This is a genomic window from Pseudoalteromonas sp. SR41-8 (assembly GCF_014163915.1).
Taxonomy (GTDB): Bacteria; Pseudomonadota; Gammaproteobacteria; order Enterobacterales; family Alteromonadaceae; genus Pseudoalteromonas; species Pseudoalteromonas rhizosphaerae.
Genome location: NZ_JACJEE010000003.1, coordinates 140,869 through 153,440, shown reverse-complemented (window position 1 = coordinate 153,440; position 12,572 = coordinate 140,869). Strand labels below are relative to the sequence as shown.

Genomic DNA, 12,572 nt, shown 5'->3' with positions numbered 1-12,572 from the left:
TTGTTTGAACATTTATTGCACGTACTGAGTGAAATAAATCATTTTATGAGGATGTTTAGTTATTTATCCAGTCATTGATCGATTTATACATCACATCTCGTAGTATAGGTTGAGCAGTTTTGTTAGGGTGTATGTTGTCGTTTTGCATCAGGCTATTATCAGCAGCGACATTCAAGATAAAAAATGGCATTAAATGGCTGTTTGTGGCACCGGCAATCTCAGCAAAACTAGCGGTAAATAATCCGGTATAACGTGGCCCATAGTTAGGCGGGATGTGTATTTCCATAATCGCTACTTTGGCATCAGCTTGTTTGCTCTTGCTCACTAAACTGGCTAGGTTTTCTTTTAGGCGTTTAATTGGAAAGCCACGCAGCCCGTCGTTACCACCAAGCTCTATAAGTACATGGCTCGGTTGAAACTCATTAAGTAGGGCGTCTAAACGACGCAGTGCGCCACCGGTGGTTTCGCCACTGATACTGGCATTGATAAGTTGGATTGGTGCTTGCTCGTTGTCGTACTTATCTTGTAACAGTTTAACCCAGCCTTGCTCTTGTTTTAAGCCGTAGGCGGCGCTTAAACTATCACCTAAAATTAAAATTGTGTTGTCAGCTGCCGCACTAAGTGGTTTGATTACTAATAGTAAAACGAAAATAAAACGTAGGATTGAATACATCATATGTCAGCGCTATCTCAATTAAATATCATTCAGGTTAAAGGTCTTTCTAAAACGGTTAATACCCTTGAAGGGGATTTGCCCATCCTCAGTGACATCACCTTTAATGTCAAGTCTGGAGACTCAGTTGCTGTAGTTGGTACCTCAGGTTCAGGTAAATCAACTTTATTAAGTTTGCTCGCAGGGTTGGATCAATCGACTCAGGGATCAATTTATTTAGATGGTGAGCCACTGCATGAACTTGATGAAGAAGCGCGTGCGGCATTAAGAGCTGCAAAAGTCGGTTTTGTATTTCAATCATTTATGTTGGTACAGAGTTTAACAGCACTTGAGAATGTGATGTTACCGGCAGAGCTCGCTGGTGAAAAAAATGCCAAGCAACAAGCACTCGATCTACTGGAAAAAGTAGGTTTAAGTCATCGAATTGAGCATTATCCGTCGCAATTGTCTGGTGGTGAGCAGCAGCGTGTAGCGATTGCTCGCGCATTTATTGGCACACCAAAGATTTTATTCGCCGATGAGCCATCAGCAAATCTTGATAGCAAAAATGGTAAGTTAATTGAGTCACTGTTATTCGAGCTTAATCAGCTTCATGGCACGACGTTGATTTTAGTCACACATGACGAGGCGTTAGCAGCAAAGTGCCAGCATGTGTTACAAATTGAAGCGGGTCAATTAGTTAAAAATACCAATGAGGCTGTGGCGAATGTGGGTTAAATTAGCATTAAAATTATTTAGCCGTGAATTTCGCCGTGGTGAACTCACGGTGATTTGTTCGGCCATAGCGTTGGCAGTATTAACAGTACTAACGCTTTCTATGGTGACTGATCGCATAGGGCAAAGCATTGCACAAAAAAGCAGTGCCTTTATTGCCGCTGATCGCGTGCTGGCAAGCAACCATGAATTACCGGGTGAATATTTAACAACAGCAGGCGAATACAACTTACAAACCGCACAGCTCACTTACTTTGATACTATGTTGTTTGCTAATGACGAAATGCAATTAAGCTCAGTAAAAGCGGTGTCTGAGCATTACCCACTTAAGGGCGAACTAAAAGTTAAAAGCAGCTTAACCGGCGAGGTTGAAGTGGCTACGCAAGGGCCAACTGTTGGTAATGTGTGGTTTAGTGAATCGGTATTTTATGCACTAAATGTAAAAGTAGGTGATACGGTTGAGCTTGGCGCTGCGCAATTTAATATTGAAAAAGTATTGGTGGAAGAGCCAGATGCGCCATTTAATATTTTTTCAAGTAGTCGTCGTGTGTTGTTAAATAACCAAGATGTAGACAAAACTGAAGTGATCCAGCCGGGCAGCCGTGTTTTTTACCGTCAGTTGTATGCAGGGGATGAGAGTAACCTTACTGACTTTTATAGCTGGCTAAAACCACAAATGAAAGAAAATCAGCAATGGTATGGTGTTAAAGACAGACAGTCGCCGATTGCAAATAGCTTAAACCGCGCTGAAAGCTTTCTATTATTAGCGGGATTATTGGGCATTATTTTAGCGGCGGTGGCGATTGCCGTGTCTGCAAAGCGTTATTGCGAACGCCAATATGACCCAGTTGCGATGATGAAAACCTTAGGTGGTAGCCGATCGACAATTCGCAAAATTTACTTACTGCATTTATCACTGGTGTGTGCTTTGTCGGTCATACTTGGCTTAGCCATTGGCTATGGTTTACAAGAGATAGCTACTAGTTATTTAGCTAAATCAATGAACAATACTCTTCCTGCTGCGGGTATAAAACCGTGGTTTGTGGCGATTAGTACTGGCGTTATCTGTGCGGTGATGTTTTCAATCAAGCCGTTATTAGATTTATTTGATATTCCACCGCTTAGGGTATTACGCCGTAACTTAGGCGATAAGCTATTAGTAAGTAAAGTGCATTTAGCGATGTCGGGCTTAACAGTCTTTTTATTAATGTGGTTGTTTAGTAATAACCTTAAAATTACCGCTATTTTGTTTGTCTCCACTTTAATTTTGATTGCAATACTATTTGTATTATCGCGGTTAATCTTTGGCAGCGGACGTAAACTAGGATTGCGCCCGGGGAATAGTTGGTCATTAGCGATTGCTTCGTTGCAAAAACGTGCCAATGCTAATGCGGTACAGTTGATCAGTTTTTCGTTGGCAATAAAGCTATTGTTATTTTTAGTGGTGCTGAAAAACGATATGATCGCAGATTGGCAATCGCAACTTCCAAGCGACGCGCCGAATGCTTTTTTAGTCAATATAACCGAAACTGAATTGCCAGACGTAACAAGCTTTTTAGAGCAAAAAAATATTCAAGTATCTGAGTTCTATCCGACTATTCGTGGTCGCGTAAACGCTGTTAACGGTGAATTAGTTGCTCGCGAAGTCTCATTGCAAGACAACGAGAAGAAAGACGAAGAAGCACGCGCAGGTATTGGCCGTGAGCTAAATCTTACATGGTTAGAGCAAGTCCCTGTGCAAAATGAGATCATAGACGGGCAGTGGTTTGGCGACAATGCCACCGCTGAGGTATCCATCGAAGAATCTATGCTAGAACGTTTAGATGTGAAACTGGGTGATACGCTAACATTTTTGATTGGCGCCCAGTCATTTGATGCCAAAATCACCAGTGTTCGTAAAGTTAATTGGGCTACTTTAAAGCCTAATTTCTTTATTATATTAAGCCCTGATGTACTGGCTGATTTTCCTGCGACGTATATTTCATCAGTGCGTATCGAAGCCGAGCAAAAACGCGATTTTAGTGAGCTACTACGTGCCTACCCGACAATCAACGCCATCGACGTTGACAGCTTTGTCAAACAAATACGTTCTACTATTTCGCAAGTATCGCTGGCAATTGGATTTGTACTGGCGATAGTGGTGATGTGTGGTGGCTTGGTTTTAATTTCGCAAGTGCAAGCAAGCCTTGGTGAACGGATGCAGGAAATTGTCATATTGCGTACCTTAGGCGCCAAAGGGCGGCTAATAAAAAATGCCACTTTATATGAGTTTTTATTGCTGGGCAGCGCTGCTGGTTTTGTCGCTGCGTTGGTCAGTGATGTGGCTTTATTAATAGTGCAACGTGAGATGTTTGACTTAGCAGGTAAGCTGCACCCGCATATTTGGCTTATTGGACCATTAGTGGGTGGTGTGTTTGTGGCATCACTGGGCTACTTTATGATAGCTAGAACCATGCGTAAAAATACCCAAGGGTTACTACGCTCTTTAGCCTAAAAGGTTAGCAAGTAAACAAGCCCGTTTTTACGGGCTTTTTTATGCCAATAATGCACTGGTAATTTATACAGTGCTCTGGCATTATTAGCGTACTTAACTATTTACACTGATTGGGCAAGTATTGGCTATTATTTTAGGGATTGATCCTGGCTCACGATTAACCGGTTATGGGGTGATTGCCCATCAAGGTGCTAAATTTACTTATTTAGGCAGCGGTTGTATAAAACTGGCCGATCACGAGTTTCCTATTCGATTAAAAATGATTTATCAGGGGATCAGTCAACTAATCGAACAATTCTCTCCCGATCATTTTGCCATTGAAAAAGTATTTATGGCGCATAATCCTGATTCAGCTCTTAAATTAGGCCAAGCCAGAGGAGCTGCAATTGTTGGTGCGGCAATGGCTGAGTTACCGGTGTTTGAATACTCGGCGCGGCAAATTAAACAAGCGGTGGTAGGGCACGGTGGTGCCGATAAATCGCAAGTGCAGCATATGGTTAAAAATATTTTAAAATTGCCAGGCACACCGCAAGCGGATGCAGCCGATGCATTAGCCATTGCGATATGCCATGCTCATTCCGATCAAAATTTAATAAAACTAGCGGGCAGTGCCAGTAAAACCGTTAGAGGACGATTAAGGAAATAACATGATAGGTCGCTTAAATGGCATCTTAGTAGAAAAACAACCGCCAGAAATTTTGCTTGAAGTAAGCGGTGTTGGTTACGAAGTTAACATGCCGATGACGTGTTTTTATGATTTACCAAACATTGGCGAAAATGCCATTGTGTATACTCATTTTGTAGTAAGAGAAGACGCCCAGTTATTATTTGGCTTTAATAATAAAATTGAGCGAGCATTATTTAGAGAGCTATTAAAAGCCAATGGCGTTGGGCCAAAGCTCGGATTAGCAATACTTTCAGGGATGTCGGCTAAGCAATTTGTTAGCTGTGTGAATAACGAAGATGCCACCAGTTTAGTGAAACTGCCAGGTGTGGGTAAAAAAACCGCAGAGCGCCTGGTACTTGAAATGAAAGACCGATTAAAAGATTGGGGTAATGACTTATTCACGCCATTTAGTGATAATGCAGTTATAGAGCCCGCCTCTGACGCACTTATTGCTAATAATGCGGCAGATGATGCAATCTCTGCGTTAGTGTCATTAGGTTATAAATTGGCGCAAGCACAAAAAACAGTAAAATCAGTGGCCAAGCCTGGTATGTCTACAGAGGTTCTGATCAAAGAATCTCTAAAATCAATGTTGTGAGTAAACCATGATTGAAGCGGATCGTTTAATAGATGCGACTGAACAAAGTAATGAAGATGTAGTCGATCGCGCGATTAGACCAAAACTATTAGCCGATTATACTGGTCAGCCCCATGTTAAACAGCAAATGGAAATATTTATAGAAGCTGCACGTAGTCGGGGTGAAGCGCTTGATCATTTATTAATATTTGGTCCGCCGGGTTTGGGGAAAACCACACTAGCAAACATTGTTGCCAATGAGCTAAATGTCAGTATTAAAACAACCTCGGGCCCAGTGCTTGAAAAAGCCGGTGATTTAGCCGCACTACTGACCAATTTAGAAGAAGGCGATGTACTTTTTATTGATGAAATACATAGGCTAAGCCCGCAAGTTGAAGAAATACTCTATCCTGCAATGGAAGATTATCAACTCGATTTAATGATTGGTGAAGGGCCTGCAGCTCGTTCCATTAAGCTCGATTTACCCGCTTTTACCTTAATTGGCGCAACCACTCGCGCAGGCTCGTTAACTTCACCACTTAGAGACCGTTTTGGTATTGTGCAGCGTTTAGAGTTTTATTCGGTGGCAGATTTATCGACTATAGTGGGGCGTTCTGCTCATTATTTAAATTTAGCCATGTGTGATGAAGGTGCCATTGAAATTGCTAAACGCTCTCGTGGTACGCCACGTATCGCTAATCGATTATTACGCCGGGTACGAGATTACACGCAAGTTAAATCAGACGGTACTGTAAATGCCGAAGTGGCAGAGCTGGCACTTAATATGATTGATGTCGATAAAAGCGGCTTTGATTATATGGACCGTAAATATTTACTCGCGATCATTGAAAAGTTTATGGGGGGTCCGGTAGGGTTAGACAACTTAGCCGCCGCTATCGGTGAAGAAAAAGAAACCATTGAAGATGTGATCGAGCCTTACCTCATCCAGCAAGGATTTATCCAACGTACGCCAAGAGGGCGTATTGTGTCTGATAACGCCTATCATCACTTTGGCTTATTACCCAAACAAGAATAAAGTACATTTATTGTAGCTGTATGCGTGCGTATGGCTGCAAACTCACCTCTCACATCTTCTATACTGTTCTTTTAGCCACTATTCAAATGTCTATTTTGCTGTGTTTAAGTTAATCGCGTGATTAGCATATTACTTAAAGTTTAGATTATTTAGTTATTTGGGCTAATACAATTCACATGCTGTTAAGTTTGTAAACGATATTGTATGCGCCATAGCGAGGTAGTGCTGTGCGTGATTTGCAGACAAAAAAAAGCCCGCATAAAATGCGGGCAAACAACAAGTTGAAGGAAGTAATCTAAGTAACACTGCTTAAATTCATCAAGTTTTATCAAGAAGACTTTAAGCATAGCAATACGAAAAATCAGAATCATATTGCAAAGAACTGGGCTGAATGAAGTATTCATTGCTGCGCTAGCTCGGTATGGGAGAATAATACGCAATAGTTGGTTTTTGTTCAAACTAGAAAAATTTAATTTTCAGATAAAAAAAACTAATAGCAAGATTTTTATGAACGCTTTATTTTTGTTCATAAAGTTCACGGTAATATATTAATTTGTTGAATTTGTGATGTTTTATTTGTTTGAGTGTTTTTTTTATAGATTAGTTAAACTGTTGCATTGACCATGCTTACAGTCAATTATGCTTGTTTATTCATTAAGAGTGAATAAACGGGGTGTTTTACACAGTTTTTGTTTATAAATAAGCACCGCAGCATGTATTTACCTTAACAGCCCAGTCTTAAATAGTTGCGTTAAGATTGACTAATAAGGTTATAAAAATGGTGTCAGCCTGCTCTTCAACGTTTTTTGTTGCTAATTCACAGCAATAGCGTTGTCAGTACTGAGCTGAATCGATACACTAGTTGCAACTTTTGGCCATTTTTTCGGTCATATACCTAGCGTATAATGAAATGTTATTTATACAAGAAATCTTATTAGGAGTTTAATGTGGGTTCAGGGCTTAATTTTTTAGATTTAATTCTAGAAGCAAGTTTTCTTGTGCAATTAGTTATGCTGGCATTAGTAGGTATGTCAGTGATGTCATGGGCAATTATTTTTCAGCGCAAAAAAGCAATTTCAGATGCATTATCCAATACTAAGCGATTTGAGCAAAAATTTTGGTCAGGCATTGATTTAAGTAAACTCTACAATGAGATCTCATCGCGTAGCGGTAGCTCAACCGGCGTTGAAGCATTATTTATAGCAGGCTTTAAAGAGTTTGCTCGCCATAAGAAAAACTCTTTTCAAAGTGCTAGCATTGTAATGGAAGGGACGCATCGTTCAATGCGAGTTGCGTTATCTCGTGAAATCGAAAAATTAGAATCAAGTTTATCGTTTTTAGCAACAGTGGGGTCTATCAGTCCTTACATTGGTTTGTTTGGGACTGTGTGGGGCATTATGAATGCCTTTATCGCGTTAGGCGAAGTTAAGCAAGCAACCTTGCAAATGGTTGCCCCAGGTATAGCTGAAGCGCTTATTGCAACAGCTATGGGGTTATTCGCAGCTATTCCTGCGGTTATTGCATACAACCGTTTTGCTAATAGAGTTGAAAAGCTAGAATCTAACTACATTAACTTTATGGAAGAGTTTGCAAATATTTTACACCGTCAAGCAGCTACCCAAATAGAGGCAAAAGCGAATGTATCAGCGTAAGAAGCGTCGTCCTGTTGCAGAGATAAACGTAGTTCCTTACATTGATGTAATGCTGGTGCTACTGATTATTTTTATGGCTACTGCGCCTTTGATCACTCATGGTGTTAAAGTTGATTTGCCAAAAATGGAAGAATCAGATTTAGTCGATACTAAAGATACGCCACCGATCATTGCTTCAATTGATGCACAAGGTAAGTACTATGTCAGTATTGGTACTGATCCAGAAGAACCGATGGAAGCATTAGATGTTGCCGCTGTTATTAAGTTGCAACTGATGAAAAACCCAGAAACTCCAGTGATGATCAAAGGCTCAGGTAAAGTATCGTATCAAGAAGTATTATTATTGATGGATTTCTTAAAAAATGCCGGTGTACCTTCAGTTGGATTAATGACTGAGTCGTTTGAAGGGAATAAAAACTAATATGGGTGCTTCAGTATTAAAATCAGTGTTATTGCACCTCGCTATAATAGGCGTTCTGGTAGGAACCGCGAGTTTTCATACTTCACCGCCTAAAGTAATGGAAGTCACCTTGAACAAGGCTATGCCTGATGCTGAAAATGCTGTTTCAGCAGTGACTGTTGACCAGAAAATGGTTGAACAAAAAATTGCTGAGTTGAAACGCAAAGAAGATGATAAAAAACGTGCTGAAGATAAACGCATTCGTGATTTAGAGCGCCGAGCATCTGATGCACGTAAACAACGTGAAGCTGAAGATCGTCGAATTAAGAAGCTAGAGCAAGAGCGCCGAGCAAAAGAGAAAGAAACGGCACAAGCGCAAGCACAGGCTAAAAAAGCGCGTGAAATAGAGCAAAAAGAACGTGAAAAAGCGCAGCAGGCTGAAAAGCAAAAAGAAGCGTCTGAGTTAGCTGCAAAAGCTGCAGCTGAGAAACGTAAACAGGCAGAAGAGGCATTAAAAAAAGCCGAAGACGACCGTAAACGTGAAGAGTTAGCCGCTAAAAAACGCGCAGAAGCTGCTGAAGAGGCGCGTCAAAAAGCATTACAAGAGCAAATGCTGCAAGAGCAGTTAGCCACAGAGCAAGCCGCGCGAAATAAATTGCGTCAGCAACAGGTCGGCACTGAGGTTGATAAATACAAAGCATTAATTATGGCGCGTATTCAGCAAAATTTATTAATTGATGAAAAAATGAAAAACCAACAATGCCGTGTGAATATTCGCTTAGGTTTTAATGGTCTGGTCACACAAGTGAAATCTTTAGGTGGTGATAAGTTAGTATGCGAAGCGGCGCTAAGGGCGGTTCGTATGGCTGAAACACTGCCGGTATCTAAAGATCAAGACGTGTTTGAGCAATTAAAAAATATTAACTTAACGATCAAGCCACAATTTTAAAGGAATTATATGTTCAATCAGTTGAAAACAGTTTGTTTAATTTTAGTTCTTGGCTTTACCAGTGTTGCAAATGCTGCGCTTGAAATAGTCATAACAGAAGGAGTTGATAGTGCACGCCCTATAGCCATCATCCCTTTTAAATATAAAGGTGTTGGGCCAATTCCACAAAAGCTCAGTGATGTTATTGCTGCCGATTTGATGCGCAGTGGTAAATTTAAACCAATTAGTGTTGACGAAATGCCACAGCTGCCCAGCAAAAATGCAGATATAGATTATGGTGCGTGGGTAAATAAGGGTGTTGAAGCAATTTTAGTTGGTGAAGTTGAACAGCAAACAGATGGCCGTTATTTGGTACGTTATGAACTAGTTGATGTTATCCGCGGCCAAATCACCGGCGGTGAAACGCAAATGATGAGCAATGGTAAATTAGTTAAAAATCAAGATCACGTTCAAGAAGCACGCGAAAGTGTGATAAGCGAATCTGGGTTTAGACGCTACGCTCATCGTATTAGTGATGTTATTTATGAAAAACTTACCGGTGAGCGCGGTGCCTTTTTAACAAAAATTGCTTACGTCATTGTGCGTGATGACGAACCAAAACCTTATCAGCTTGTTGTTGCTGATTACGATGGGTTTAATGAACAAGTTTTATTACGCTCACAAGAGCCGTTAATGTCTCCAGCATGGTCACCTGATGGTACTAAATTAGCTTATGTGACGTTTGAAAATCGTCAAAGCCAAATCTATATGCAAGATTTATACACTGGTAAGCGTGAAATCATTACCAGCCATCAAGGTATCAATGGTGCGCCACAGTTTTCACCTGACGGTAAAAAACTATTATTAGTACTGTCAAAAGACAGAAACGGTGCCACAGAAGTGTATATGTTAGATTTAGCTACACGTAAAGAAACACGCCTTACTCGCCACCGTAGTATAGATACTGAACCGTCTTGGCATCCGAATGGTCAAGATATCGTGTTTACCTCGGAAAGGGGTGGTAATGCTCAGATTTATAAGTTAAATTTACAAACAGGTAGGTCACAACGAATGACCTTTGATGGTGATATGAATCTAGCAGGTTCTATTACCCCTGATGGCAAAGAATTAGTGATGGTTAACCGTACTAACGGGCAGTACCATCTTGCTAAGAAAGAGCTGGCTACTGGAGCGTTTCAAGTATTAACTCGAACGCGTCTAGATGAATCACCGAGTATCGCACCTAATGGCTCGATGATTATTTATAGCACGCTACATAATAATAAGCAGGTACTAGCGCTGGTATCAATGGACGGTCGTTTTAAAGCACGTTTACCTGTGCTAAATGGACAAGTAAAGGCACCCGCGTGGTCGCCTTATTTACAGTAATATTTGCTGGTTTACTCAATATAGGAATCTACTCAATGCAACTTAATAAAATACTTAAAGGCCTGCTAATTGCTGTGCCTGTTATGACTCTAGCAGCTTGTAGCTCATCTTCAGATATCGACGAAGGTGCAGCAAATCAATCAAATCAAGCGACAGTTGAGCAAACAGCTAATAATGACACTGTTGAAGTGGCAACATTAACACCTGATCAAAAAGCACAAGAAGAACTCACTCAAAAATACGAAGCATTACGTCAAGAGCAAGTAATTTACTTTGATTTTGATAAAGCGACGATTCAAGGTCAGTACGGTGAATTACTTCGAGCTCATGCTGAGTTTTTAGTAAAGAATCCATCAGTTAAAGTACTAATTGAAGGTCATGCAGATGAGCGTGGTACACCTGAGTACAATATCGCATTGGGTGAGCATCGTGGCCAAGCAGTTGAAAAATACCTTCAAAGTTTAGGTGTTTCTGCAAGCCAAATGTCAGTAGTGAGCTACGGTGAAGAAAAGCCGATGGTTAAATCACGCACTGAATCTGCTTTCGCTAAAAACCGCCGTGCGGTACTAGTTTACTAAATTAGAGACATTATGAAGCCGAAAATTATTTTGGCAGCCATGATATTGAGCGGGAGCACCCAAGTTTGGGCTGCTCCCGCTCCTGTTTCAGAAGCTGCGAGTTCACAATCGAGTATAGAAAAACGCCTTGCTGCCCTTGAAAGTATGATGCAGTCGAGAAATTTATTACAAGTTGAGTTACAGCAACAGCTAAATATGCTGCAAGATGAAGTGAGTCAAGTTCGCGGGATCACCGAAGAACAGACCTATAAGCTTGAGAAAGTACTGCAACGCCAACGTGAGCTGTATCAAGAAATTGAAAATCGCGTGAGCCAAGCTTACTCGCAACCCAGTACAGAGCAATATGCAGAGCCTGTTGCATCGCAAGCTATTAGTTCGGATCTGTCTGAGAATGAGGCTTACGAGCGTGCAGTGGCATTAATTATGAAGGACAAGCGCTACGATCAGGCAATTCCAGAGTTTCAAACGTTTTTAACAACGTATCCAAATTCTGTTTATGCGTCCAACGCTCATTATTGGTTAGGGCAATTGCTGACAATTAAAAATGATGCAGTAAAAGCATCGGAACATTTTAAAGTTGTTGTAAATGAATTTCCAAATTCAAATAAGCGTCCAGATGCAATGTTAAAGCTTGGAACTTTATTGCAAGAGCAAGGTTTAGCCGATCAAGCATCAAAAACCTTTCAGGATCTGCTTAACCAATACCCAAGTACAACTGCTGCAAAATTGGCCACTGATCGCCTTTCAAAAATGTAGAATCAGCTTGATTAGACTGCTTTTTGTCATAAGCGGTCTAAAATTGGTCAGCTAGACATAAAAACTTAAAAAAAGAGACATTTTCTGTTGCACTCATTTTTTAAATAAGTATTATAAGCGCCCGCAGCAAACGAATGGTTCAACCACTCAAATTGCGGCAAAAAGAGCGGGTCATTAGCTCAGTTGGTAGAGCAGTGGACTTTTAATCCATTGGTCGATGGTTCAAGTCCATCATGACCCACCATTCATTAGTAAGTTATAGAATGGTCTTTTATCGGCGGATTTACGTATTAGTGTTTGGTTGCATTTAGTTGCAACAGCAGAGCGGGTCATTAGCTCAGTTGGTAGAGCAGTGGACTTTTAATCCATTGGTCGATGGTTCAAGTCCATCATGACCCACCATTCTTTATTCGTAGAATAGTAGAGTGGTTATAATCGGCGGATTTACGCAGCGTGCTTAGGCACATCAGAGCGGGTCATTAGCTCAGTTGGTAGAGCAGTGGACTTTTAATCCATTGGTCGATGGTTCAAGTCCATCATGACCCACCATTCTTTATTCGTAGAATAGTAGAGTGGTTATAATCGGCGGATCTACGCAGCGTGCTTAGGCACATCAGAGCGGGTCATTAGCTCAGTTGGTAGAGCAGTGGACTTTTAATCCATTGGTCGATGGTTCAAGTCCATCATGACCCACCATTCTTTATTCGT

Annotated in this window: 12 protein-coding genes and 4 tRNA genes; 15 read left to right on the top strand and 1 reads right to left on the bottom strand. The window is 40.9% G+C overall.

Annotated features, from left to right (window positions below):
- Nucleotides 1-55: 55 nt before the first annotated feature.
- Complete coding sequence (locus H5162_RS03580) at nucleotides 56-676, bottom strand: arylesterase (protein ID WP_182734296.1); 621 nt, start codon at nucleotides 674-676, stop codon at nucleotides 56-58.
- Here H5162_RS03580 and H5162_RS03575 point away from each other — a divergent pair, their 5' ends adjacent.
- The 15 genes from H5162_RS03575 (at nucleotide 677) to H5162_RS03505 (ending at nucleotide 12,560) form a co-directional block, all read left to right on the top strand.
- Nucleotides 677-1,390: an ABC transporter ATP-binding protein gene (locus H5162_RS03575; protein WP_145233088.1), complete on the top strand. Its 714-nt coding sequence runs from the start codon at nucleotides 677-679 to the stop codon at nucleotides 1,388-1,390.
- Nucleotides 1,380-3,881 (top strand): ABC transporter permease, encoded by a 2,502-nt coding sequence (locus tag H5162_RS03570; protein WP_182777669.1) that lies wholly within the window; start codon nucleotides 1,380-1,382, stop codon nucleotides 3,879-3,881. Before H5162_RS03575 ends, H5162_RS03570 begins: the two co-directional genes overlap by 11 nt.
- Before the next feature lie 121 nt (nucleotides 3,882-4,002).
- Complete coding sequence (gene ruvC, locus H5162_RS03565; protein WP_145233090.1) at nucleotides 4,003-4,527, top strand: crossover junction endodeoxyribonuclease RuvC; 525 nt, start codon at nucleotides 4,003-4,005, stop codon at nucleotides 4,525-4,527.
- 1 nt (nucleotide 4,528) lies between these two features.
- Nucleotides 4,529-5,146 (top strand): Holliday junction branch migration protein RuvA, encoded by a 618-nt coding sequence (gene ruvA / locus H5162_RS03560; RefSeq protein ID WP_145233091.1) that lies wholly within the window; start codon nucleotides 4,529-4,531, stop codon nucleotides 5,144-5,146.
- 7 nt (nucleotides 5,147-5,153) lie between these two features.
- Complete coding sequence (gene ruvB / locus H5162_RS03555; RefSeq protein ID WP_145233092.1) at nucleotides 5,154-6,161, top strand: Holliday junction branch migration DNA helicase RuvB; 1,008 nt, start codon at nucleotides 5,154-5,156, stop codon at nucleotides 6,159-6,161.
- A 947-nt stretch (nucleotides 6,162-7,108) separates the two neighbouring features.
- Nucleotides 7,109-7,813 carry a protein TolQ gene (gene tolQ, locus H5162_RS03550; RefSeq protein ID WP_145233093.1) on the top strand — a complete coding sequence of 235 codons (705 nt, stop codon included), beginning with the start codon at nucleotides 7,109-7,111 and terminating at the stop codon, nucleotides 7,811-7,813.
- Nucleotides 7,800-8,234: a protein TolR gene (gene tolR, locus H5162_RS03545; protein WP_145233094.1), complete on the top strand. Its 435-nt coding sequence runs from the start codon at nucleotides 7,800-7,802 to the stop codon at nucleotides 8,232-8,234. Before tolQ ends, tolR begins: the two co-directional genes overlap by 14 nt.
- A gap of 1 nt (nucleotide 8,235) precedes the next feature.
- Nucleotides 8,236-9,162, top strand: a complete 927-nt coding sequence (gene tolA / locus H5162_RS03540; protein ID WP_145233095.1) for a cell envelope integrity protein TolA — start codon at nucleotides 8,236-8,238, stop codon at nucleotides 9,160-9,162.
- Between the two features lie 9 nt (nucleotides 9,163-9,171).
- On the top strand, nucleotides 9,172-10,530 hold the full coding sequence (gene tolB / locus H5162_RS03535; RefSeq protein WP_145233096.1) for a Tol-Pal system beta propeller repeat protein TolB: 1,359 nt from the start codon (nucleotides 9,172-9,174) through the stop codon (nucleotides 10,528-10,530).
- 35 nt (nucleotides 10,531-10,565) lie between these two features.
- A complete protein-coding gene (pal, locus tag H5162_RS03530; RefSeq protein WP_182759357.1) occupies nucleotides 10,566-11,108 on the top strand; it encodes a peptidoglycan-associated lipoprotein Pal in 543 nt (180 codons plus the stop codon).
- 12 nt (nucleotides 11,109-11,120) lie between these two features.
- Complete coding sequence (gene ybgF, locus H5162_RS03525; RefSeq protein ID WP_182730648.1) at nucleotides 11,121-11,864, top strand: tol-pal system protein YbgF; 744 nt, start codon at nucleotides 11,121-11,123, stop codon at nucleotides 11,862-11,864.
- A 168-nt stretch (nucleotides 11,865-12,032) separates the two neighbouring features.
- Nucleotides 12,033-12,108 (top strand) — tRNA-Lys (locus H5162_RS03520).
- Between the two features lie 82 nt (nucleotides 12,109-12,190).
- Nucleotides 12,191-12,266: transfer RNA gene (locus H5162_RS03515), tRNA-Lys, on the top strand.
- Nucleotides 12,267-12,337: 71 nt separating this feature from the next.
- Nucleotides 12,338-12,413, top strand: a tRNA-Lys gene (locus H5162_RS03510).
- 71 nt (nucleotides 12,414-12,484) lie between these two features.
- Nucleotides 12,485-12,560, top strand: a tRNA-Lys gene (locus H5162_RS03505).
- Nucleotides 12,561-12,572: the final 12 nt, after the last annotated feature.

What these genes read in the sequence shown, in the direction of transcription:
- H5162_RS03575 (WP_145233088.1), top strand. Translation starts at nt 677, where the DNA reads ATGTCAGCGCTATCTCAATTAAATATCATTCAGGTTAAAGGTCTTTCT.
- ruvA (WP_145233091.1), top strand. Translation starts at nt 4,529, where the DNA reads ATGATAGGTCGCTTAAATGGCATCTTAGTAGAAAAACAACCGCCAGAA.
- tolR (WP_145233094.1), top strand. Translation starts at nt 7,800, where the DNA reads ATGTATCAGCGTAAGAAGCGTCGTCCTGTTGCAGAGATAAACGTAGTT.
- tolB (WP_145233096.1), top strand. Translation starts at nt 9,172, where the DNA reads ATGTTCAATCAGTTGAAAACAGTTTGTTTAATTTTAGTTCTTGGCTTT.
- pal (WP_182759357.1), top strand. Translation starts at nt 10,566, where the DNA reads ATGCAACTTAATAAAATACTTAAAGGCCTGCTAATTGCTGTGCCTGTT.
- ybgF (WP_182730648.1), top strand. Translation starts at nt 11,121, where the DNA reads ATGAAGCCGAAAATTATTTTGGCAGCCATGATATTGAGCGGGAGCACC.
- tolA (WP_145233095.1), top strand. Translation starts at nt 8,236, where the DNA reads ATGGGTGCTTCAGTATTAAAATCAGTGTTATTGCACCTCGCTATAATA.
- ruvB (WP_145233092.1), top strand. Translation starts at nt 5,154, where the DNA reads ATGATTGAAGCGGATCGTTTAATAGATGCGACTGAACAAAGTAATGAA.
- H5162_RS03580 (WP_182734296.1), bottom strand. Translation starts at nt 676, where the DNA reads ATGATGTATTCAATCCTACGTTTTATTTTCGTTTTACTATTAGTAATC.
- H5162_RS03570 (WP_182777669.1), top strand. Translation starts at nt 1,380, where the DNA reads ATGTGGGTTAAATTAGCATTAAAATTATTTAGCCGTGAATTTCGCCGT.